The following is a 21,721-nucleotide window of genomic DNA, read 5'->3' on the forward strand; positions in this document are numbered from 1 at the left end:
CGGGGTCCGTACCCCCGAACGCACCGTCCACCAGGAAGCCCTTTCCGCTCCGTGCGACGGTGACCGTAACGCACGACGACCGTACGGAGCCCGCCATGGCAGACCTCCAGGACGACCTGCACACCGGTACCGAGGCCGGCGGGCTCGACGACCTGCCCGTGCCGTTGCCGGCGGCAGTCTTCCCGCCGGAGCCCTACGCGCCCGTGTCCGACCCCGACGACGAGCCGCTGTCCCGGGCGCACGCCGTGCTGACCGCCCACCCCGTCGCCGACGGCTACAGCGGCCTGCCCCGGGCGCTCAAGCACCTGCCCTGGTACGACCTGGAGCTGGGCGAGAGCTCCGTCGACACGGACCTGCCGCGGCTGCGCGAGGGGCACGTGGGCGCGCTGTTCTGGTCGCTGCACCTGCCCGAGGCCATCGACGGCGACCGGGCGGTCGGCGCGACGCTGGAGCAGTTGGACCTGGTGAAGACGGTGGTGCGGGCGCACCCTGAGGGGCTGCGCCTGGCGTACGACGCGGGGCAGGCCATCGACGCCCGCAACTGCGGCCGGGTCGCCGTGGTGCCTGGCCCGGCCGGCGCCGCCGCCCTCGGTGACTGCCTCGGCATCCTGCGCGGCCTGCACGCCCTCGGGCTGCGCATGCTCACGCTGACCGGAGCGTCCTGGGCGGGCGAGGCCGGCCTGACCCGGTTCGGGGAGGAGGTCGTCCGGGAGATGAACCGGCTCGGCGTGATCGCCGACCTGTCCGGTGCCTCCACCGGGACCATCCGACGTACCTTCGCCGTGTCCAAGGCGCCGGCGCTGTGCACCCGCTCCGCCGCCCGGGCCCTGCGCCCGCACCCCGCGAACCTCCCCGACGACCTGCTCGTCGAGCTGGGCGCGTCCGGCGGCCTGTGCATGGTGCCGCTGACCGCCGAGCAGACCGGCCCGACCGTCCGGGACGTCGCCGACCACCTCGACCACGTCCGTTCGGTGGCCGGCCCGCAGAGCGTCGGCCTGTCCGGCACCTACGACGCCGGCACCGCCCACCCGCTGGAGCTGGGCGACGCCGCCGGCTACCCCCGGCTCATCGCCGAGCTGCTGCGGCGCGGCTGGGAGGAGTCCGACGTGGCCCTGCTGACCTGGGGGAACGTCCAGCGTGTGCTGCGGAGCGCGGCCTTCACCGCGCGGGCGGCACAGCTGCGCCGGGAGCCGTCGACGGCGACGATCGGCGAACTCGACGGCTGAGGGCCGCCTCGGCCGGAGGCGGCCCCTTCCGGCCCGGCGCCGTCGGAGGCCCCGGCGCGGTCAGAGGTGCTCGATCCGGCACAGGCAGAACGGATGCCCGGCCGGATCGGCGTACACCATGAAGTCCTTCTTCTCCCGGTCCTCCAGGTCCAGCGGCCGGGCGCCCAGGGCGAGCACCCTCTCGTGGGCCGCGTCCATCTCCTCCCAGGTCGCCCCGCCGTGGAAGTCGAGGTGGAACTGCTGGGCGTTGCGGTCCGCGCGCGGCCACTCCGGCGGGGTGAGCCCCTCGGCCCGCTGGAAGGACAGCCTGGGCCCGCCGGGCACCTGGAGCACCACCCAGTCGGGGTCCTCCTCCTCGGGGGTGCCCCCGCCGACCTCCGCGTAGAAGCGGGCCAGTTCGAGGGGTTCGGGACAGTCGACGACGACGGAACGGAAGCGTGCCACAGGTGCCACGGGGGCCTCCCGGAGTAGAAGGGGCGGGGCGGGTTCAGCAGGCGCAAAGGCAGAACGGGTGCCCGGCCGGGTCGGCGTAAACCCGGAACGACCGCGTCCGGTCCTCCGCGTCCAGCGGCTTCGCGCCCAGCTCCAGCACCGCCTTCTCCGCCGCGTCCAGGTCCTTGACGTCGAGGTCCAGGTGGAACTGCTGCTGCCCGTCGTCACCGGGCCACTTCGGCGGTACGTGGCCGGGGGAGCCCTGGAAGGCCAGGGTCCGGCCGCCCGGCAGATTCAGGTCGACCCACTCGTCGTGCTCGTCGCTGCGGTCCTCGACCGTGCCGCCGAGGACCCCGGCGTAGAAGCGGGCCAGGGCGTGAGGGTCGGGACAGTCCAGGACGACGGGGCCCAGTTCGGCGACAGCCATGACTTCCTCCTTGAGGTCCGTCGGTTACCGGCACAGTGCGGGTAACCGGTAACGGTTACTCCATGCTCCCGTAATGGAGGTAACGTCGCAAGCATGAACGAGCGTTCCGTCGCGCCGGGAGGCCTGGAGCTGGTCGAGCGGCTGGTGAACTCCGTCGACCTGGAGACCGGTGCCGACGCGCTGGACACACCGCAGGGCCGGGCGCGGCTCGGGCTCACGGAGGAGGAGGCGGCCGGGGCGCGCGAGCTGCGCGAGTCCCTGCGCGCGGTCCTGCTCGCCCACGCCGGCCACCCGCCGCACCGGGCGGTGACCCCGCTGGGCGAACTGCTGGCCGCCGCCCCGCTGGTGGTGACGGTGGACCCGGCCGACGGCGCCGCCGCCCTCGCCCCGGCCCGGGACGGCTCCCTGACCGCCCGCGTGGCCGCCGCCGTCGCCGAGGCGCTGGTCGCGGGCACCTGGACGCGGCTGAAGGCCTGCGAGGCCGCCGACTGCCACTGGGCGTACTACGACCGCAGCCCGGCCGGGCGCGGCCGCTGGTGCTCGATGCAGGTGTGCGGGGCCCGTGCCAAGATGCGCCGGTACCGCGCCAAGGGGGCGTGAGGCGACCGCACCTCACGGGCGGACGCGGCGCTTGGTGGGGCAGAATGCAACCGGCGCCGTTTCGGCCGACTGAGCCTCGGCCGAACCGGCGCCGCCTTCGTGCGGCGCGCCCTTAGGCGGTCGGACGGCCCATCGCCCGGTACGTCCAGCCGGCCTTCCGCCAGGCCTGCGGGTCCAGGGCGTTGCGCCCGTCGAGGATCACCCGGGCCGTGGCCACCTCGCCCAGCGCCTCGGGGTCCAGCTCGCGGAACTCCTGCCACTCCGTCAGGTGCAGCACCACGTCGGCGCCCCGTACCGCCTCCAGCGCGGAGTCGGCGTAGCCGAGCGTCGGGAACAGCCGCCGGGCGTTCTCCATGCCCTTGGGGTCGTAGACCGTGACCTGGGCGCCCTGGAGGTGGACCTGCCCGGCGACGTTCAGCGCGGGGGAGTCCCGTACGTCGTCCGAGTCGGGCTTGAAGGTGGCGCCGAGCACCGCGACCCGCTTGCCGAGGAAGGGGCCGCCGCCCAGCGCCTGCCGGGTCAGCTCCACCATCCGACCGCGCTGGCGCATGTTGATCGAGTCGATCTCGCGCAGGAAGGTCAGCGCCTGGTCGGCGCCCAGCTCACCGGCGCGCGCCATGAACGCCCGGATGTCCTTCGGCAGGCAGCCGCCGCCGAACCCGATGCCGGCCCGCAGGAACTTCCTGCCGATGCGGTCGTCGTACCCGATCGCCTCGGCCAGCTTGGCCACGTCGCCGTCGGCCGCCTCGCAGACCTCCGCCATCGCGTTGATGAAGGAGATCTTGGTGGCGAGGAAGGAGTTGGCGGAGGTCTTCACCAGCTCGGCGGTCGGGAAGTCGGTCACGACGAACGGCGAACCCTCCGCCACCGGCGTGGCGTACACCTCGCGCAGCAGCCGCTCGGCGCGCTCGCTGCGCACGCCGACCACGATCCGGTCGGGGTGCAGCGTGTCCTGGACGGCGAAGCCCTCCCGCAGGAACTCGGGGTTCCAGGCCAGCTCGGCCTCCTCGCCGGCCGGCGCGTGCGCGGCGAGGTAGGCCGCCAGCCGGTCGGCGGAGCCCACCGGCACGGTCGACTTGCCGACGACGAGCGCGGGGCCCGTCAGGTGCGGAGCGAGCGAGGCCAGCGCGGAGTCGACGTACGACATGTCACACGCGTACTCGCCGTGCTTCTGCGGGGTGTTCACGCACAGGAAGTGCACGTCGCCGAAGGCCGCGACCTCGGCGAAGTCGGTGGTGAAGCGCAGCCGGCCGGTGGAGCCCTCGATCCCGGCGACGTGCCGGCCCAGCAGCTCCTCCAGACCGGGCTCGTACATCGGGACCTGGCCCCGCTGGAGCATCTCGATCTTCTCGGGCACCACGTCCAGGCCCAGCACCTCGAAACCGAGCTCGGCCATGGCGGCGGCGTGGGTCGCGCCGAGGTAGCCGGTACCGATCACGGTGATCTTGAGGGCCATGGGGTGCTCCAGAGGTGTACGGCACAGGTGCGCGCCCGAGCATATCCGGGGCGCGGGGCGCACCCCTTCGGCGGCTGTCGTCTACCTCACCTATCCACGAGCGCGGGCGGGCCCTAAAATTTGGGTTACTTAACGGTAGTTAGCGTGCCCCGCATCACAGCGTTTTGGAGCGTGAGAGACCTTGGCCGGATCGGCTGACTTCGACCTGTACCGCCCGTCCGAGGAGCACGACATGCTCCGCGACGCCGTCCGCTCCCTGGCCGAGGCGAAGATCGCGCCGCACGCCGCCGCGGTGGACGAGGAGGCCCGCTTCCCGCGCGAGGCCCTCACCGCCCTCACCGCGAACGACCTCCACGCGGTGCACGTCCCCGAGGAGTACGGCGGCGCGGGCGCCGACGCGCTCGCCACGGTGATCGTCATCGAGGAGGTCGCCCGCGTCTGCGCCAGTTCCTCCCTCATCCCGGCGGTGAACAAGCTCGGCTCCCTGCCGGTGATCCTCTCCGGCTCCGAGGAGCTGAAGAAGAAGTACATGGCCCCGCTCGCCAAGGGCGAGGGCATGTTCTCCTACTGCCTCTCCGAGCCCGACGCCGGCTCCGACGCGGCCGGCATGAAGACCAAGGCCGTGCGCGACGGCGACTTCTGGGTGCTCAACGGCGTCAAGCGCTGGATCACCAACGCGGGGGAGTCGGAGTTCTACACGGTGATGGCCGTGACCGACCCCACCAAGCGCTCCAAGGGCATCTCCGCCTTCGTCGTCGAGAAGTCCGACGAGGGGGTGTCCTTCGGCGCCCCCGAGAAGAAGCTCGGCATCAAGGGCTCGCCCACTCGCGAGGTCTACCTCGACAACGTCCGCATCCCCGCCGACCGCATGATCGGCGAGGAGGGCACCGGCTTCGCCACCGCGATGAAGACGCTGGACCACACCCGCATCACCATCGCCGCCCAGGCCCTCGGCATCGCCCAGGGCGCCCTCGACTACGCCAAGGGCTACGTCAAGGAGCGCAAGCAGTTCGGCAAGCCGATCGCCGACTTCCAGGGCATCCAGTTCATGCTCGCCGACATGGCCATGAAGATCGAGGCCGCCCGCCAGCTCACCTACGCGGCCGCCGCGAAGTCCGAGCGCGGCGACAGCGATCTGACCTTCCAGGGCGCCGCCGCCAAGTGCTTCGCCTCCGACGTGGCGATGGAGGTCACCACCGACGCGGTCCAGCTCCTCGGCGGCTACGGCTACACCCGTGACTACCCGGTCGAGCGCATGATGCGCGACGCCAAGATCACGCAGATCTACGAGGGCACCAACCAGGTCCAGCGCATCGTCATGGCGCGCAACCTGCCGTAACCGGCCGGCACGCGCCCGGGTGCTCAGTCGTCGAAGCCCTCCGCCACCCGCCGCTCCCGCAGCTCCATGATCGCGCGGCGGCGGGCCAGGCGGTGGGTGCGGCGGATCTGGGCCTCCTGGTAGCGGCGCTTGTCCTTCTCGGTCTCGGGGAGCACCGGCGGGACCGTGCGGGGCTTGCCGTCCGCGTCGACCGCGGCGAAGACCAGGTAGGCCGAGCCGACCTGGGTGGCCGGGGTGGACTCGTTCCAGCGCTCGGCCAGCACCCGCACGCCCACCTCCATGGAGCTGCGGCCGGTCCAGTTGACCTGGGCCTTCACATGGACGAGGTCGCCGACGCGGACCGGTTCGAGGAACGCCATCTCGTCCATGGACGCGGTGACGGCGGGGCCGCCGGAGTGCCGTCCGGCCACGGCGCCCGCCGCGTCGTCGACGAGCTTCATGATCACTCCGCCGTGCACCGTGCCCAGGAGGTTGGTGTCGCTGTGGGTCATGATGTGGCTGAGGGTGGTGCGGGAGGCCGAGGTCGGCTTGCCCGGGATCTCCGGAGCCGCCGGCCGCTCGGCCGAGGCCTGTTCTGCCTGGTCTGTCATGGCCTCCACCTTATGCCGGGGCGACGGCCGAGCGTTTTGTGTCAGCTTCGCAACAGCGCCGACCCTATTTTCCGACGACCCTTGTATGGGCCGCGGGGCGGACCTGCACACTGGTGCGCATGAATGATTGGCCCGAGGGACGGTCCGGTGACAACCGCGGCGACCGGTACGGACGCGGCAGCGCGAGCGCGCGCCCCGAGAGCGCGCGCGTGATGCGCCAGGTCCGCCGCGGCGCGGCGCCGCCGCCCGGGCAGTCCGCCCCGCCGTACGGCGGGGTGCCGCAGCAGCCGTCGTACGTCGACGGCCAGGGCCACGGCGGACAGGACGGCTACGACAGCGGCTACAACACCGGCCAGGTCTACGGCAGCCCCGGCGGCCGGGGGCCCGGCTCCGGCGGCCCCGGTGCCGGCAGACCCGCGCCCGACTGGCGCCGCCGGATCAAGTGGACCGCGATCACGCTGGCCACCGTGGTCGTCGTGACCAGCGTCGGCACCTACTTCTGGGCCGACTCCAAGCTCAACCGCGAGGTCGACCTCTCCAAGGTCATCGAGCGTCCCGGGGCCGGCGAGGGCACGAACTACCTGATCGTCGGCTCGGACAGCCGCGAGGGCATGACCAGCGAGCAGAAGAAGGACCTGCACACCGGCTCCGCCGAGGGCAAGCGGACCGACTCGATGATGATCCTGCACACCGGGGACAACGGGTCGACGCTGATCTCCCTGCCCCGCGACTCGGACGTGGAGATCCCCTCCTTCGTCGGCTCCGAGTCCGGCAAGAAGTACGAGGGCACCGGCCGGCGCGTGAAGCTGAACGCCGCCTACGCGGAGGACGGCCCCGAGCTGCTGGTGCGCACCGTCGAGCACAACACCGGCCTGCGCCTGGACCACTACGTGGAGATCGGCTTCGCCGGCTTCGCGAACATCGTGGACTCGGTCGGCGGCGTCGAGATGGACATCCCGCAGGACATCAAGGACACGAAGTCCGGCGCCGACTTCAAGAAGGGCAAGCAGACCCTGAACGGCGAGGAGGCCCTCGCCTTCGTCCGCACCCGGTACGCGCTGGCCGGCTCCGACCTGGACCGGACGAAGAACCAGCAGAAGTTCCTGTCGGCCCTGGCGAACCAGGTGGCCACCCCCTCGACCGTCCTCAACCCGTTCAAGCTGTACCCGACCATGGGCTCCGGCCTGGACTCCCTCGTCGTCGACAAGGACATGGGCCTGTTCGACCTGGCGAGCATGTTCTGGGCGATGAAGAGCGTCAGCGGCGGCGACGGCACCTCGATGAACATGCCGGTCTCCGGCAGCGTCGGGGGCAACCTCAGGTGGGACGACGCCAAGGTGAAGCAGCTGGTCGAGCAGTTGAAGAACGACGAGAAGGTCACCGTCTCGGGCAACTGAGCCGGTGGGCGCCCGGGCGGGTCACTTCTCCCCGCACACCACCTCGTCGCCGCGCACCACGGTGCCCGACTCCTGCGGCGGGTCCGCCGGCCGCACCTTCGCCACGTCCTTGAAGCCGGCGCCCGCGATCACCTTCAGCGTCGGCCCCTGGCCCCTGACCGGCCGCAGCTCGCTGCCGGGCAGGGCGGCGGCCAGCGACTTCGCCGAGTTGTCCCAGCGGGGGTCGAAGGCGACGACGGTCCGCTCGACCGCGCGGTCGACGGCGTTCCGCGGCACCCGGGTGGTGCGGAACCCGGTCGCGGCCAGGGCGTCGTCCACCCGCCTGCCGAGGCCCGGGGTGCGCGTGCCGTTCTCCACCTGGACCCGGATCTGCTTCGGGTCCACCGGCACCCGCACCGGAGCCGGGCCCTTGGGCTTCGGCCGGGGCGCGGTCAGCGGCTCGTCCTCGCGCAGGGCGTCGAAGATCCGCCCGGACCTGGCCGGGTCCCACTTCAGGGTCGAGCCGACACCCTTGACGGCGTAGCCCATCTGACCGATCGGCACGGTGGTGAACTCCGACGAGGACGGCGAGAAGTTCCGCATCGCCCGCCCCAGCGCCAGCATCTCGTCGGTGCCGAAGCCCTCGTCGGCCCGGACCGAGCCCAGCACGGCCCGGGTGACGTCGCGGAACCTGATCGGGTTCAGCAGCAGTCCCGAGGAGGTCGCCCGGTCGATGAGGGCGGCCAGGAAGCGCTGCTGGCGCTTCATCCGGCTCAGGTCCGAGGCCCCGTCGAGGTGGCGGGCGCGGACGTACTGGAGCGCCTGCCCGCCCTTCAGCTCGTGGGTGCCCGCAGGCAGGTCAAGACCGGTGTAGCGGTCCTTGAGCGGCTGGGCGGTGCAGATCCGCACGCCGCCGAGGACGTCCACGGTCTTCATGAAACTGGTGAAGTCGACCTCCAGGTAGTGGTCGATCTTCACCCGGGTCATGTTCTCGACCGTGCGGACGGTCAGCTGCGGGCCGCCCTCGGCGTAGGCCGCGTTCAGCTTCAGCGGATGCCCCTTGTGGTGCTCACCGGTGGTGCGGTCGGTGTGGTCGGGGGTCTCGGCGTACGAGTCGCGCGGCAGGCTGACCACGCTCGCGCGCTCCCGGTCCTCCGAGATGTGCACAATCATGATCGTGTCGGTGCAGTGGCAGGGGGCGCCGCCCAGCCTGTACCGGCGCCGCTCCTCGGCGGTGATGCTGTCGCGGCCGTCGGTACCGACCAGCAGGACGTTCATGCCGTCGCCCGCCCGCGGCCGGTTCTTCATGTCCTTGAAGGCGTCCACCCGCGAGATGTCCGCGTCGAGGCCGGAGAGCACCGCGTGCCCGATCCCCGCCGACGCGAGCACCACCACCGACAGCGCGGTCACCGCCCGCACGGCCCAGCGCGGCTTCCTCCGCCGTACGGGGGGCCGGGGCGGGCGCCGGGACGGTCGCCCGCCCCGCTGCGGCGGGGGGCCGCCGCGGGGGGACGAGGCCGGGACCCGGGGGGAGCGGGGCGGCGTGGGCAAGGTGACACCTCCGCGAGGACGGGCCGTGCGGCCGGGGGTGGAATCCGTGAGCACCGTAGGCCCATACGATCTGCTGCCCGGGTCCGTGCCCCCGCGGCGCGCACCCGTGTCCCCCGTTCGCGGTAACGTGAGCACCGATGAACGCCAAGTCCGACGTGCGGCCGCCCGCCGTTTCCGTGATCATGCCCGTCCTCAATGAGGAGCGGCACCTGCGCGGTTCCGTCCGCGCCATCCTCGCCCAGGAGTACGCAGGCGAGATGGAGGTCGTGATCGCCCTCGGTCCCTCGACGGACCGTACGGACGAGATCGCCGCCGAGCTCGTCGCCGAGGATCCGCGCGTGCACACCGTGCCGAATCCCACCGGCCGTACGCCCGCCGCGCTGAACGCCGCGATCAAGGCCTCCCGCCACCCCGTCGTCGTCCGCGTGGACGGCCACGGCATGCTGTCGCCGAACTACATCGCCACCGCCGTACGGCTCCTGGAGGAGACCGGCGCGCAGAACGTGGGCGGCATCATGCACGCCGAGGGGGAGAACGCCTGGGAGGACGCCGTCGCCGCCGCGATGACGTCGAAGATCGGGGTGGGCAACGCCGCCTTCCACACGGGTGGGCAGGCGGGCCCCGCCGAGACGGTCTACCTGGGGGTCTTCCGCCGCGAGGCGCTGGAGCGGCAGGGCGGGTACAACGAGGAGTTCATCCGCGCCCAGGACTGGGAGCTGAACTTCCGCATCCGCGAGGCCGGCGGCCTGATCTGGTTCTCGCCGGAGCTGAAGGTGTCCTATCGCCCGCGGCCGTCCGTGCGCGCCCTGGCCAAGCAGTACAAGAACTACGGCCGCTGGCGGCACGTCGTCGCCCGCTACCACTCCGGCTCGATCAACCTGCGCTACCTCGCGCCGCCGACGGCCGTGTGCGCCATCGCGGCCGGTGCCGTGGTGGGCGCGGCGCTGACCCCGTGGGGCTTCGTGGTGCCCGGCGGCTACCTGGCGGCGATCGTCGCGGGCTCGGTCCCGGCGGGCAAGGGGCTGGGGCTGAAGGCGCGGGCGCAGATCCCCGTGGCCCTGGCGACCATGCACATGTGCTGGGGCTGGGGCTTCCTGACCAGCCCGCGCTCGCTGGCCAGGAAGGTCATCGCCTCGCGGCGCCCGGCGGTCCAGCCGGACGCGGACGCCGCCGAGACGCACTGACCTCCCTCAGGACCAGGTGAACGCCGGGTTCACGCGCATGCAGGCGTTCTCGTCGGCGCCGTTGAGGGCCTCGGCCGAGTCGGGGGTCGTGTCGTCCGCCTCGGGTGCCGCGTACGCCGTCCCCTCGCGCCAGTCGGCGCCCACGATCAGCGTCACGCCCGAGACGTCGGTCGAGCGCCGCACCGAACTCGCCGGGACACCCAGGGACTCGGCGACCCGCCGGGCGTCGCCCTCCAGGTCGGCGCTCGGGTAGCGGACGACCGTACGGTCCTCGCTCGGCAGGACGGAGGGGTCGGCCACCGCCTCGTCGAAGCCCCGCTCCACCAGCAGCCCCGCGACGGTGTTCGCGCGGCCGGGGGCCGTGCCGAGCCGGTCGGTGCGGGTACCGTTGCGGACCTGCACCGCGATGGCGTCGTCGGGGGCCGCGGGGTCCGCCGGAGGGGCCGTCTCCACGGCCGGCTCCTTCTTCGCCGCGTCCTTGCCGTCCAGGGCGATGTCCTCGCGCACCAGCCGGAACAACTGCTCCGCGTCCTCGGTCGGCTCCACGCGCGCGCCCACGTAGCGGTTGGGCATCGTCGTCATGGTGATGCGCTCCGGCTTCACCTTGCGCAGCTCGTTGCTGAGGTCGTACAGCTTCTTGACGGTGTCCAGGCCCGGGTCGACCGTGAGCGCCCGGGTGGCCTCCTCGGCCAGTCTGCGCAGCTTGTTCGGGCTGCTCAGGGTCGCGTTCTCGCGCAGCACCCGGACCATCGAGTTGAGGTACATGTGCTGGGCCTTCGCCCGCGCGAGGTCGCTGCCGTCCTCGAAGCCGTAGCGGGTGCGCAGCCACTGGAGGGCCTGCTCGCCCTGGACCGGGTGGGTGCCCTTCTCCAGCTTCAGGCCGGAGCCGTGGCCCTGGCCGTCGCGGGAGTGGATGTTGGCGTCCACGCACACCGGTACGCCGCCGACGGCGTCCGCCATCGACACCACGCCGGCGAAGTCGACCATCACGAAGTGGTCGATGTGGATGCCGGTGAGTTCCTGCCAGGTGGCCACCGTGCAGCCCGGACCGCCGTGACCGAGGCTCTGGTTGGTCATCACCCGGCCCTCGCTCGCCGGATACACCTTGCCGTCGTCCGGGGAGGTGCACTTGGGGACCTTCACCAGGGTGTCGCGCGGCATGCTGACGACCGACAGGTTGCTGCGGTCCGCGGACAGGTGCACCAGCATCTGCACGTCCGCCAGCGGCGTGGACCCGAACGTCTCGCGGGCGCCGCCCAGTTGCTGGTTCTCCTCGCTGTCCCGCGCGTCCGAGCCGATCACCAGGATGTTCAGCGGGGTCTGCCCGGCCGCGTTCGGCGTGGGCGCGGCGACCTTGGCGTCCCCCAGGTTGAGGGGGTCCTTGCGGATGTTGTCGTTGAGGTGCTCGTAGTACAGGTACCCGGCACCGGCCGTACCGGCCATGAGCACGGCGAGCGCCACCGCCGTCCAGCGGAGCACCCGGCGCCGTCCGCGCGTCCGGCGTCTGCCGGGCTCGGCACCGCCCTCGCCCTCGTCACCTCCCTCCTGCCGTACCGCCTCCGCACGCTCGGGAGCCTCCGAGGCCCCCTGCCGCGTGTCCTCCCCCTGCACACCGCTCCGCGTCATCTCGCGTCCTTCCCCACCCCCGCGCCACCCCGCGGGCCCGTCACCGTCCTGTCAGACGTACGACGGGCCCGTCAGGTCAACTGGCGCACTGCACTTGGTCGGCCGTCGACTTGTCCAGCTCCGGTGTCTCCACGGAGGTGGCGTCGAGCTTCACTCCTGCGCCCTTGAAGTCTTTGCCGAGGGTGAGGGTCATCGTGGGCAGTCCCTGGGCGTTGGTGACGCTCTCGCCGGGCTTCATGGCGGCGCCGGACAGGCCGAGGATCTCGGCGAGGGCGCGGGCCTGGTCGGCCTGGTCGGGGGCGTACTCGAGGGTCGTCTTGGCGAGTTCGGCGTCGGCGTTGCCCGCGTTCTCGGACTTGGTGACGCCGGCCTCGGTCTGGAGGTGGTTCAGCTCCAGCTGGGCGCTGCCGGCCGCGGCGCCGCCGTTGAGGATGCGGACGCGGATCTCGGAGGGGTCGGACTTCGCGCCCTCCAGGCGGGCGGCGACGGCGGCCTTCTCCTTCTTCTCCTTCTTCTTGACCTCGGTGAAGGAGACGTCGTTCCGGATCATGTCGAAGACCTGCGGGGCCTTCGCCTCGTTCACGACCACCGTCGCCTTGACCTTCTCGGCGGGGTTGTCGATCACCGGCACCGTGGTGAAGGTGATGTTCTTCGTCGGCACCTTCTTCAGCTCCAGGGCCATGTCCTTGAGCGTGCCCACCTTGCCGATGGCGCTGTCCACGGTCAGTGCCTTGGTCGCGGCCTCGGCCAGCTTCACCAGCTTCGTGGGGCTGGTGAGGGTGTCGCTGGAGGACATCTTCCGCATGAGCGAGCCCAGGAACTGCTGCTGCACCTTGATGCGGTCCAGGTCGCCCTCGTTGCCGAAGGCGTGGCGGGTGCGGACGAAGGCGAGAGCCTGCTCACCCTCCACCTTGGACTCGCCCGCGGGCAGCTTGAGGTGGGACTTCGGGTCGTCGACAGCCTTCTCCACACAGACGTCGACGCCGTCGACGGCGGTGGTCAGCGTCTTGACCGCGTTGAAGTCGGCCATCATGAAGTGGTTCGGCTGGATGCCGAACGCCTCCTTCACGGTGCGCATGGTGCAGCCCGCGTCCCGGCCGCCCTCGCCCAGGCTCCGGTTGAAGCGGACGCCCGCCTCCCCGGGGACGATCTCCGTGGAGCCGTCCTCCTGCTTGGTCTCGCAGTCGGGGATGTCGACGATGAGGTCGCGGGGGATGCTGAGCGCGGTCGCGTTGGAGCGGTCCTTGGCGACGTGCAGCAGGATCGTGGTGTCCGCGTGGCCGACGCTGCCCGCGTCGCCGTAGCCCTCGTTGCCCGCGCCGGTGCGCTTGTCGGTGCCGATGACGAGGATGTTGAAGGCCTCGTCCTTGCTGAAGCTGCTGCTGCCGGCGTCACCGACGTCCGTCGTCGAGACGTTGCCCTCGAGGTGCTTGAGGTAGACGTAGCCGCCCACGCCGGCCACGAGGACGACGAACGCGGTGCTGCCGCCGACCCACAGCAGGGCTTTCCTGCCCTTCGACTTCTTCGCGGGCCGGCGACCCCGCCGGCCCGGCACCGGCTCCTCGGGCGCGGGGCGCCGGCGCCGCTGGGGCGGGACCTCACGGCCCGGCGCGGACGTACGGCGTGCCGAGCCGGCCGGGCCGGCGGCGGACGAGGCGTCCTTGGCCCGGGGGGCGGCGCGACGGGGGCCCGGGACGGCCGACTGCGGTGCGGAAGGGGACAGTCGCAGTTCGTATTCGCCCGTACGCGGATTCAGTACCCACTGGTCTGCGGGATCGACGTTCTCCGCCCGCCCACGTCCTTGCGCGTCCACGGTCTCCCAGTCCTTCGTCGGGGCCACGCGGCACCTTCTGCCGGAAGGCGCACGATAAAGGGTCAACATGTGCACGACGCCAGGGCGGACCTCGCGGCGGGGGCACTGGAGCGCTCAGACTATCCGCCCGGTTCGGCGTCGAACGACACCGGTGACGGAGTCGGCGCCCCTACAAGCGGGCAATCCCTCCTATATTCACGAGGCCCCCCACCAGCTCCTACCAGCGGTAGGGCTTGTAGACGTCCATGCACTTGCTGCTGTCCGAGCCGTTGAGGGCGTCGCTGGTGTCCGGCAGGTCCCCCGCCTCGGGTGTCCTCTGTTTCGGATAGGACGTCCCGGAGCGCCAGTCCGCTCCCACGACGAGCGTGATCCCCGACACGTCCGCGGACTTGAGCACCGAGGCCGCCGGGATGCCCAGCGCCTCGGCGACGCGCAGCGCGTCGCCCTCCGTCCCGGTGGTCGGGTAGCGGACCACGGTCCTCTCCTCGGACGGCGTGACCGAGGAGTCCTTGGCCGCCTTGTCGAAGCCCTGCTCCACCAGCGCCTGGGCGATCGTGCCCGCGCGTCCGGTCACCGGGCCGAGGGTGGCCGAACGGGTCGCGTTGCGGACGAGGACGCCGATCTCGGAGTCGGGGGCGGCGGAGTCCCGCGAGGACTTCGCGCCGGAGTCCTCCGCGCCGGCGCCGGCGTCCTTGCCGCCGCTCCCACCGTCCTTGCCGTCCGCGCCGCCCTTGTCGCCCTTGGCGTCGAAGGACACGTCGTCGCGGAGCATCGCCCACATCTTGTCGGCGTCGGGGGCCGGGAGCAGGTGGTTGCGGTCCTGGGGGTCCTCGACGGTCGGCATCGTCGTCATGGTGATGCGGTCCGTCGGCACCGTCTTGAGCTGCATGCCCAGGTCGTAGAGCTTCTTGACGGTGCCGACCTCCTCGGAGACCGTCAGGGACTTCGTGGCCGCCTCGGCCAGGCCCATCAGCCGGCCGGTGTCGGTGAAGATGTTCTGCTGCTTCAGCGTGCGGATCATCGAGTTCATGTACATGTGCTGCGCCCGCGCCCGCAGCAGGTCGCTGCCCCAGGCGTGCCGGGTGCGCAGCCACTGGAGGGCCTGCTCGCCCTGCACCTTGTGCCGGCCGGCCGTCAGCTTCAGACCCGATCCGCCGGGCACGGCGGGCAGCGGGCGGTCCCACACGTTCTGGTTCACGCAGACCTCGACCCCGCCGACGGCGTCCGCCATCGACACGACGCCCGCGAAGTCGATCGTCATCCAGTGGTCGATGTAGACGCCGGTGAGGTTCTGCCAGGTGGCGAGGGTGCAGCCGGCGCCGCCGCGGCCGAGGGACTCGTTGATGATCGTGTTGGTCGCCGGGTACGCCTCGTCGGTCTCCGGGTCCGTGCACGCGGGGATGTCGACCCGGGTGTCCCGGGGGATGCTCACGACCGCGGCGCTCTTGCGGTCCGCGGCCAGGTGGATGAGCATCTGCACGTCGCCCAGCGGCGGGTTGTCGCGGTGGTTCCTGCCGCCGCCCAGCGCGACGTTCGCGTCCGAGGCCCGGCTGTCGGAACCGACCATCAGGATGTTCAGGGGCCGTTGTCCGGCCGCGTTCGCCTCGGGCCGCTGCGCCTTGGAGTCGCCGCTGCTGCGCTCGCCCTTCTCGATGTTGCCGTTCAGGTGCTCGTAGTAGAGGTAACCGGCGCCGGCCGTCCCGAGTATCAGCACCGCCAGGGTCGTCGCGGACCAGCGGAGCGCCCGGTGACGGCGTCCGCCCGCCTGCCGCCGCCCGGGCCGCCTCCCGTGACCGCTGCCGCTCGGGTCACCGCTTCCGTGCCCCGCGCCGCCCGTCCCGCCCGCGCCCGGGCCGGCCCCGGCACGCCGGGAGCGCCGGGCGGTGTCGGGACGGGTCCCCTCCCCGTGCACACTGCTCTGCGTCATGTCCCTCTTCCCACCCTAGGGCCCGCGTACGTGCCTCTGCGCGCCGCCTCTTCGCACAGTTGGACGTACGGGCCCCCTCGTTGGCTGTACGGCGGCCCCGACGGATTGCTCGTCTCCCGGAGGGGCCGGAGGGTCCGCAGGGGCCGGAGGGTCGCTTCCGCCCCGGCCGTCCCCCGGGCCCGCCGATGGACTGTCGCCCTGTCAGACGCACGCGGGACCCTTCAGGTCACTTCGCGCACGCGACCTTGTCCGCCGTGGACTTGCTGACCTCTTCGGGCGCCTTCACGGCGGTGTTGTCGAGCTTGGCCCCCGGCTCCTTGAAGTCCTTGCCGAGGGTGAGGGTCATCGTGGGCAGTCCCTGGGCGTTGGTGACGCTCTCGCCGGGCTTCATGGCGGCGCCGGACAGACCGAGGATCTCGGCGAGGGCGCGGGCCTGGTCGGCCTGGTCGGGGGCGTACTCGAGGGTGGTCTTGGCGAGTTCGGTGTCGGCGTTGCCCGCGTTCTCGGACTTGGTGACGCCGGCCTCGGTCTGGAGGTGGTTCAGCTCCAGCTGGGCGCTGCCGGCCGCGGCGCCGCCGTTGAGGATGCGGACGCGGATCTCGGAGGGGTCGGACTTCGCGCCCTCCAGGCGGGCGGCGACGGCGGCCTTCTCCTTCTTCTCCTTCTCCGACTCCTTCTTCTTGACCTCGGTGAAGGAGACGTCGTCCCTGATCATGTCGAAGACCTGCTGGGCGGGCCCCTCCTGGAGGACGACCGTCGCCTTGACCTTCTCGGCGGGGTTGTCGCGCACCGGCACCGTGGCGAAGGTCAGGTTCTTGGTGTTGAGCTTGCCCAGCTCCAGCCCGAGGTCCTTCAGCTTGCCGATGCTGTCCAGCTTCGAGTCGACGGTCAGCGCCTCGGTCGCCGCCTCCGCCAGCTTCACCATCTTCGAGGGGCTGGTGAGCGTGTCGTTGGACTTGAGCTTGCGCATCAGGGCGCTGAGGAACTGCTGCTGGATCTCGATGCGGCTCAGGTCGCCGCCGAAGCCGACGGAGTGCCGGGTGCGGACGAAGGCGAGGGCCTCCTCGCCCTCGATGGTGTGCTTGCCCGCGGGCAGCTTCAGGTGCGAGTCAGGGTCGTCGATGTCCTTGGCCAGGCAGACCTCGACCCCGCCGACCGCCGAGGTGAGGGTCTTGACCGCGTTGAAGTCCGCCACCATGAAGTTGTCGGGCGTGACCCCCGTCAGCTCGGTGACGGTGCGCATGGTGCAGCTGGGCGTGCGGCCGTCCTGGCCGAGGCTGGTGTTGAAGCGGACGCCGGGGGAGCCGGGGATGATCTTCTGTGTCCCGTCCTCCTGGGTGGTCGGACAGTCGGGGACGTCGACGATGAGATCGCGGGGGATGCTGAGCGCGGTCGCGTTGGAGCGGTCCTTGGCGACGTGCAGCAGGATCGTGGTGTCCGCGTGCCCGGCGCTGCCCGTGTCGCCGTAGCCCTCGTTGCCCGCGCCGGTGCGCTTGTCGGTGCCGATCAGCAGGATGTTGATGGCCTTGTCCTTCTGGAAGCCACCGGTGCTCGCGCCGTCGTCGGCGACGGACTGGATGTTGTCGTTCAGGTGCTCCAGGTAGAGGTAACCGGCCGTGCCGGCGGCGAGGACGACGAAGGCCATGGTGCCGCCGCTCCACAGCAGGACCTTCTTGCCCTTCGACTTCTTCGCCGGCCGCCGGCGCCCCCGCCGTCCGGACGGCGGCTCCTCGGGTGCCGTACGGCGCCTGCGGGGGCCTGGGACGTCACGGTCCGGCGCGGTCGAGGGGGCGGGCGAGGCGGCCTGCGCGCCCCGGCCGCGGGAGCCGCCGGGGGCTGCCGCCCGGCGCGATCCGCCGGGCGCGGCGGTGCGGGGCCCCGGGACCGCCGACTGCGCTGCGGAAGGGGGCGGTCGCAGTTCGTATTCGCCGGTGACCGGATTGAGTACCCACTGGTCTGCGGGGTCGATGTGCTCCGCCCGCCCACGGCCTTGCGCGTCCACGGTTGTCCGAATCCTCCGTCGGGGCCACGCGGCGCCCTCCCCTGCGGGCGCTCGGTCTGGCTGGTCCGGTGCGCGACCCGGGGGTCAACCTCGGGGCCGGGCGCACCGGAGGGCTCACATTAACCGCCCCGTTCGCGGCGAGGCGATGGCAGTGACACATTCCACGAGCCTTACAACCGGGCAATCCGGCGTATTCACTGGACAACTGTCCCCCTCGCGTGGTCCCTCTCGGGCCCCGCCGTGCGCACGCCTTGCCCGCTCTTGGACCGCGCTTTACCCGCAGATGTCCTCCGCCGCGGTGTTGCCGCTGAACGTCGGAGCCGGGGACTCGCCGAGCCGGCCGGGCTCGCGGGCGCCCCCGGCCCCGGCCGGCTCCTCCCGCTCGCCCGCCGCCCCGACCGCCACGGGTTCGTCCGTCCGCAGCCGGGTGAACAGCCGCTCCGCGTCGGGCTCCACGAGCTGGTCGCGATTGACGTCGCCCGCGTACGCCTCCCGCGGCACGGTCAGGAACTGCACCCGTTCGGTGGGGATGCCGCGCAGGCCGCGCACGAGGTCGTACAGACCGCGCAGGCTCGCCAGGTCCGGATCGGTCGTGAGGGACGAGGTGGCCGCGTCGAGCACGGGGTAGAGCTTCACCGGGTTCAGCAGGACGTCGTTGCTCTGCACCTTGTTGACGAGCGCCCCCAGGAAACGCTGCTGCCGGTCCATCCGGTCGGTGTCGCTGCCGTCGCCGAGCGACTTGCGGGCGCGCACGTAGCCGAGGGCCCGCTCCCCGTCGAGCGTCACTCGGCCCGCGGGCAGCCTCAGCCCGGCGTCCTCGTCGTCGACCGGTGCGCGCAGGCACACCTCGACGCCGTCGAGCGCGTCGACCAGCTTCTTGAAGCCCTGGAAGTCGACGACCACGTGGTGGTCGAGCCGGATGCCGGTCAGCTTCTCCACCGTACGGATCGAGCACGCCGAACCGCCCACCTCGTAGGCGGAGTTGAACTGGGCGAAGACGGGTGCGGTGCGCGAGCCGTCCGGGCGGCGGCAGCCGGGCACGTCCACCATCAGGTCGCGGGGGAGGGAGACGGCGGTGGCGCTGTCCCGGCCGGCCGCCAGGTGCAGCAGGATCGTGGTGTCCGACCGCTCGGTGCCCAAGTCGCGCCCGTAGCGCGCGTTGCCCTCACCGGACCGCGAGTCGGACCCGATCAGCAGGATGTTCCGCGCGCCCCGGACCAGCGCGGTGGGCCGTTCCTTGTCGTACCGGGCGAGTTCGGCCGCCGCCGCCTCGTCCGCCGTGATGTTGCCGTCCAGTTTGGCGTACACCGCCCACCCGGCCCCGGCCGCGCCGACGGCCAGCACGCCGACCGCGATCCCCGCGCACCCCAGCCTCCGCCTCCGACGACGCCTCAGCCCGTCCCCGGTCGCCGACGCCCCGGGCGGGGGCCCGTCGAGGGGTGTGCCCGCGTCGTCATCGCTCACGTCTCCCTCCGTCCCGCACACGTGCGCTTCTACGACCATGGCCCGGACGGAGACCGGAGGAGGAACGGGGGTGGGCCGAACGGGGGAAGGCGCCGGGCCGGTACTACGGGACCGGCGCGCGGGCCGGGAGTACGGGACGGGTCACGGGGCCGGGGGCGTGCGACCGGAGTCACGGTGTCGGGGGCGTGCGACCGCAGTCACGGTGCCGGAGGCACGCGGCCGCGGTCACCGGGCCGTGGCGGTGACCCGCTCCGCCTCGATCCGCTGGTCCAGGGCGTCCGCCCCCGCCTGATCGAGGTGCCGGCACAGCACCACCGAGCCGCCACTGGCCAACGGCCCGTACAGGCCCGCGCTCAGCCCCTCCCAGGTGTCGTACGGCAACCCCGACAGGATCCGCGCCCCGGGCCCCGTGAGACCCAGCCCCGACGCCTCCGCCCGGGCCCGCTCCACGAGTTCCGCTCCGCTGAACTCCCGTCCGGCCACGATCAGCGCGGGCGCCTCCGGGTCGACCGGCGCGTACGGCACGAAGCGGTCGCCCTGCCCCGGCACCTCCACGGCGTAGTCGGCGAAGCCCTCGGGGGCGCCCGGCACGAACCGGCCCCCGAGCGGTCGCAGCGCCAGCGCCATCCGCGCGCCCGAGCACGCCCGCGCCGCCTCCAGCGCCTGCGGCTCCGGCCCGCTCACCACCACGTCGGCAGCGGCCGGGTCGCCCGCCACGTCGGCGACGACACCCACCGACGCGCACGCCAGCAGCCACACCGCCGTCTGCCAGTGCGCGGGCAGCAGCAGCGCGACCCGGTCGCCGGGTTCGACGGAGAGTTCGTCCTGGAGCAGGTTGGCGGTCTTGGCCACCCAATTGGCGAAGGTGGCCACGGACAGTTCGACGCGTTCGCCGGTGGCGTCGTCGTAGAAGGTCACCAGGGGGCGTCCGGGGTCCGCGGCGAGCGCGGAACTCAGCAGGTCGGCAGGGGTGCGGTCGGTCGAGTTCACCCGGGCAAGCGTACGCGGGCGGCCGGGCGCGCACCGGGCGTACGGCGTACCGCACGGCCACCGGTTCGGACGAAAACGGCCTGGGGGCCGTCAGGTCACGGATGGACAGATTTGTCCGTGGATATCCACGATCAGGGGCATGCGTGGATTCCTTGCTTCCTCGATCGGTGTCACGTGCGCGGCGGCCCTGGCCCTCCCGCTCGCCCCGCCCGCGGCGGCCTCCTCCGCGGCCCGGCCCACGAACGGTGCCGCGGTGCCCGCCGAGGCGCCCGTCCCCGGCAGCACCCAGTCGCTGCCCCTCACCCCAACCGCTCGCGACCGCGCCCCCGGTGCGGCCGAACAGGGCGTCCCCCGCCGGGACGTTCGGCACTTCTCGCTGGTCGGTGTCGTCTGGGACGACCCGGCCACGGAACTGCACGGACAGGTCCAGGTCCGTACCCGCGCCACCGCGACCGGCACCTGGTCGGGCTGGCAGGAACTGGAGACCCACAACGCCGACCACGCCGCCGACCCGGGCAGCGCCGAGAGCACCTCGGGCCGGGTCCGCGGCGCCACCGCCCCGCTGTGGGTGGGCGAGTCCGACGGCGTGGAGGTGCGGGTACGGGCGGAGAGCACCTCGGAGCACCCGGGCGCCGCGATCACGACCACCGACGCCCCGGCCGGCGCCCCGGCGACCGGCGCCGTGGGCGACTCAGACCGGGCCGCCGACCCCGCCAGGACGGCCGGAGCCGCCGGCCCGGCCCCGCTCGCCGCCTCCCCGCTCCCCACCGGCATGCGCCTCGAACTCGTCGACCCCGGCGCGGGCGCCGGTCCCGCGGCGGCCCCTGAAGCGGAGGACGGCCCCCGCACCGCCGCCTCGACCGCGGAGTCCGCCGAGGCGGTCGCCGCCTCCGCCGTCAACGCGGGGCTCGCCCCGCTGGGCGCCACCGAGATCCCGGCCCTGAGCCGCGCCCGGACCGAGGCCGCGTTCCTCTCCGCGGCGGGCGCCGGCGCACTGACGGCGGAGCAGCGGGCCAAGCCGTACATCGGCCCCCGCCCGAGCATCACCACGCGCCGCGGCTGGGGCGCGAACGAGGGGCTGCGGGAGAAGAAGTTCGTGTACACGAAGAAGGTCAAGGCGGCCTTCGTGCACCACTCGGCCACCGGCAACAACTACACCTGCAAGCAGGCGCCGTCAGTCATCCGCAGTATCTACCGCTACCACGTCAACAGCATGGGCTGGCGCGACGTCGGCTACAACTTCCTCGTCGACAAGTGCGGAAAGATCTACGAGGGACGGGCCGGTGGCGTGTCCAAGGCGGTACTGGGTGCCCACACCATGGGGTTCAACTCCAACACCATGGGCATCGCCGTCCTCGGCACCTACGGCTCCAAGAAGCCCTCGGCGGCCGCCGTGAAGGCGATCGCCAAGCTCACCGCCTGGAAGCTCGGTCTCTACGGCATGAATCCGCGCGGGAAGACGTCCCTGAAGTCCGGTGGCGGGAATCTCTACCGAAAAGGTAAGAACGTACGACTGAACGTCATCTCCGGTCACCGCGACGGCTTCGCCACGAGCTGTCCGGGCAAGAAGCTCTACGCCAAACTCGGCACGAGCCGCTCGACGGCGGCGAAGTACCAGGGCCGCTGAGGGCGGAACACCGCACGACCACCGAAGGCGCCATGGAACGGTCTGCATACACTGGCCGGCCGAAAGAGACAGTTCGGCCGGTCCCGGCAGG

General features: G+C 72.3%; 17 protein-coding genes. 6 read left to right on the forward strand and 11 right to left on the reverse strand.

Translation table 11 applies throughout. From position 1 onward, the window contains the following. Window positions 1-95: 95 nt before the first annotated feature. Complete coding sequence (locus AC07FV_RS31155; RefSeq protein WP_479090871.1) at window positions 96-1,226, forward strand: dipeptidase; 1,131 nt, start codon at window positions 96-98, stop codon at window positions 1,224-1,226. Between the two features lie 60 nt (window positions 1,227-1,286). Here the strand turns inward: AC07FV_RS31155 and AC07FV_RS31160 are convergent, their stop codons facing one another. Next, entirely contained in the window at window positions 1,287-1,679 is a 393-nt protein-coding gene (locus AC07FV_RS31160; protein ID WP_356608788.1) for a VOC family protein, read from the reverse strand. 34 nt (window positions 1,680-1,713) lie between these two features. Then, window positions 1,714-2,085, reverse strand: a complete 372-nt coding sequence (locus AC07FV_RS31165) for a VOC family protein (protein WP_479090872.1) — start codon at window positions 2,083-2,085, stop codon at window positions 1,714-1,716. 93 nt (window positions 2,086-2,178) lie between these two features. On the opposite strand from AC07FV_RS31165, the gene AC07FV_RS31170 reads away from it, so the two are divergent. Next, window positions 2,179-2,685: a CGNR zinc finger domain-containing protein gene (locus AC07FV_RS31170; RefSeq protein WP_479090873.1), complete on the forward strand. Its 507-nt coding sequence runs from the start codon at window positions 2,179-2,181 to the stop codon at window positions 2,683-2,685. A 112-nt stretch (window positions 2,686-2,797) separates the two neighbouring features. On the opposite strand, the gene AC07FV_RS31175 is transcribed toward AC07FV_RS31170, so the two are convergent. Next, window positions 2,798-4,141 (reverse strand): UDP-glucose dehydrogenase family protein, encoded by a 1,344-nt coding sequence (locus AC07FV_RS31175; protein WP_479090874.1) that lies wholly within the window; start codon window positions 4,139-4,141, stop codon window positions 2,798-2,800. Between the two features lie 181 nt (window positions 4,142-4,322). On the opposite strand from AC07FV_RS31175, the gene AC07FV_RS31180 reads away from it, so the two are divergent. Continuing rightward, a complete protein-coding gene (locus tag AC07FV_RS31180) occupies window positions 4,323-5,480 on the forward strand; it encodes an acyl-CoA dehydrogenase (protein ID WP_479090875.1) in 1,158 nt (385 codons plus the stop codon). A gap of 23 nt (window positions 5,481-5,503) precedes the next feature. On the opposite strand, the gene AC07FV_RS31185 is transcribed toward AC07FV_RS31180, so the two are convergent. Further along, entirely contained in the window at window positions 5,504-6,070 is a 567-nt protein-coding gene (locus tag AC07FV_RS31185) for an acyl-CoA thioesterase (RefSeq protein WP_356608778.1), read from the reverse strand. A gap of 119 nt (window positions 6,071-6,189) precedes the next feature. Between AC07FV_RS31185 and AC07FV_RS31190 the strand changes: the two genes are divergently transcribed. Next, window positions 6,190-7,467: an LCP family protein gene (locus AC07FV_RS31190; protein ID WP_479090876.1), complete on the forward strand. Its 1,278-nt coding sequence runs from the start codon at window positions 6,190-6,192 to the stop codon at window positions 7,465-7,467. 21 nt (window positions 7,468-7,488) lie between these two features. Here AC07FV_RS31190 and AC07FV_RS31195 read toward each other — a convergent pair whose 3' ends face one another. Continuing rightward, the gene (locus AC07FV_RS31195; protein ID WP_479090877.1) at window positions 7,489-8,997 is read right to left on the reverse strand and encodes an LCP family protein; all 1,509 of its coding nucleotides are present in this window, start codon (window positions 8,995-8,997) and stop codon (window positions 7,489-7,491) included. Window positions 8,998-9,134: 137 nt separating this feature from the next. Here AC07FV_RS31195 and AC07FV_RS31200 point away from each other — a divergent pair, with 137 nt between their 5' ends. After that, entirely contained in the window at window positions 9,135-10,181 is a 1,047-nt protein-coding gene (locus AC07FV_RS31200) for a glycosyltransferase family 2 protein (protein WP_479090878.1), read from the forward strand. Window positions 10,182-10,187: 6 nt separating this feature from the next. Here AC07FV_RS31200 and AC07FV_RS31205 read toward each other — a convergent pair whose 3' ends face one another. The 6 genes from AC07FV_RS31205 to AC07FV_RS31230 form a co-directional block, all read right to left on the reverse strand. Further along, entirely contained in the window at window positions 10,188-11,807 is a 1,620-nt protein-coding gene (locus AC07FV_RS31205) for an LCP family protein (protein ID WP_479090880.1), read from the reverse strand. A 76-nt stretch (window positions 11,808-11,883) separates the two neighbouring features. Further along, entirely contained in the window at window positions 11,884-13,620 is a 1,737-nt protein-coding gene (locus AC07FV_RS31210) for an LCP family protein (protein ID WP_479090917.1), read from the reverse strand. A 217-nt stretch (window positions 13,621-13,837) separates the two neighbouring features. After that, on the reverse strand, window positions 13,838-15,547 hold the full coding sequence (locus AC07FV_RS31215) for an LCP family protein (RefSeq protein WP_479090882.1): 1,710 nt from the start codon (window positions 15,545-15,547) through the stop codon (window positions 13,838-13,840). A gap of 226 nt (window positions 15,548-15,773) precedes the next feature. Beyond that, window positions 15,774-17,549: an LCP family glycopolymer transferase gene (locus AC07FV_RS31220; RefSeq protein ID WP_479090883.1), complete on the reverse strand. Its 1,776-nt coding sequence runs from the start codon at window positions 17,547-17,549 to the stop codon at window positions 15,774-15,776. Between the two features lie 273 nt (window positions 17,550-17,822). Further along, the gene (locus tag AC07FV_RS31225; RefSeq protein WP_479090885.1) at window positions 17,823-19,052 is read right to left on the reverse strand and encodes an LCP family protein; all 1,230 of its coding nucleotides are present in this window, start codon (window positions 19,050-19,052) and stop codon (window positions 17,823-17,825) included. A 186-nt stretch (window positions 19,053-19,238) separates the two neighbouring features. Beyond that, on the reverse strand, window positions 19,239-20,003 hold the full coding sequence (locus AC07FV_RS31230) for a TIGR03089 family protein (RefSeq protein WP_479090886.1): 765 nt from the start codon (window positions 20,001-20,003) through the stop codon (window positions 19,239-19,241). A 139-nt stretch (window positions 20,004-20,142) separates the two neighbouring features. Between AC07FV_RS31230 and AC07FV_RS31235 the strand changes: the two genes are divergently transcribed. Further along, a complete protein-coding gene (locus AC07FV_RS31235; RefSeq protein ID WP_479090888.1) occupies window positions 20,143-21,630 on the forward strand; it encodes a peptidoglycan recognition protein family protein in 1,488 nt (495 codons plus the stop codon). Window positions 21,631-21,721: the final 91 nt, after the last annotated feature.

It is taken from the genome of Streptomyces sp. NPDC045956 (assembly GCF_056430705.1).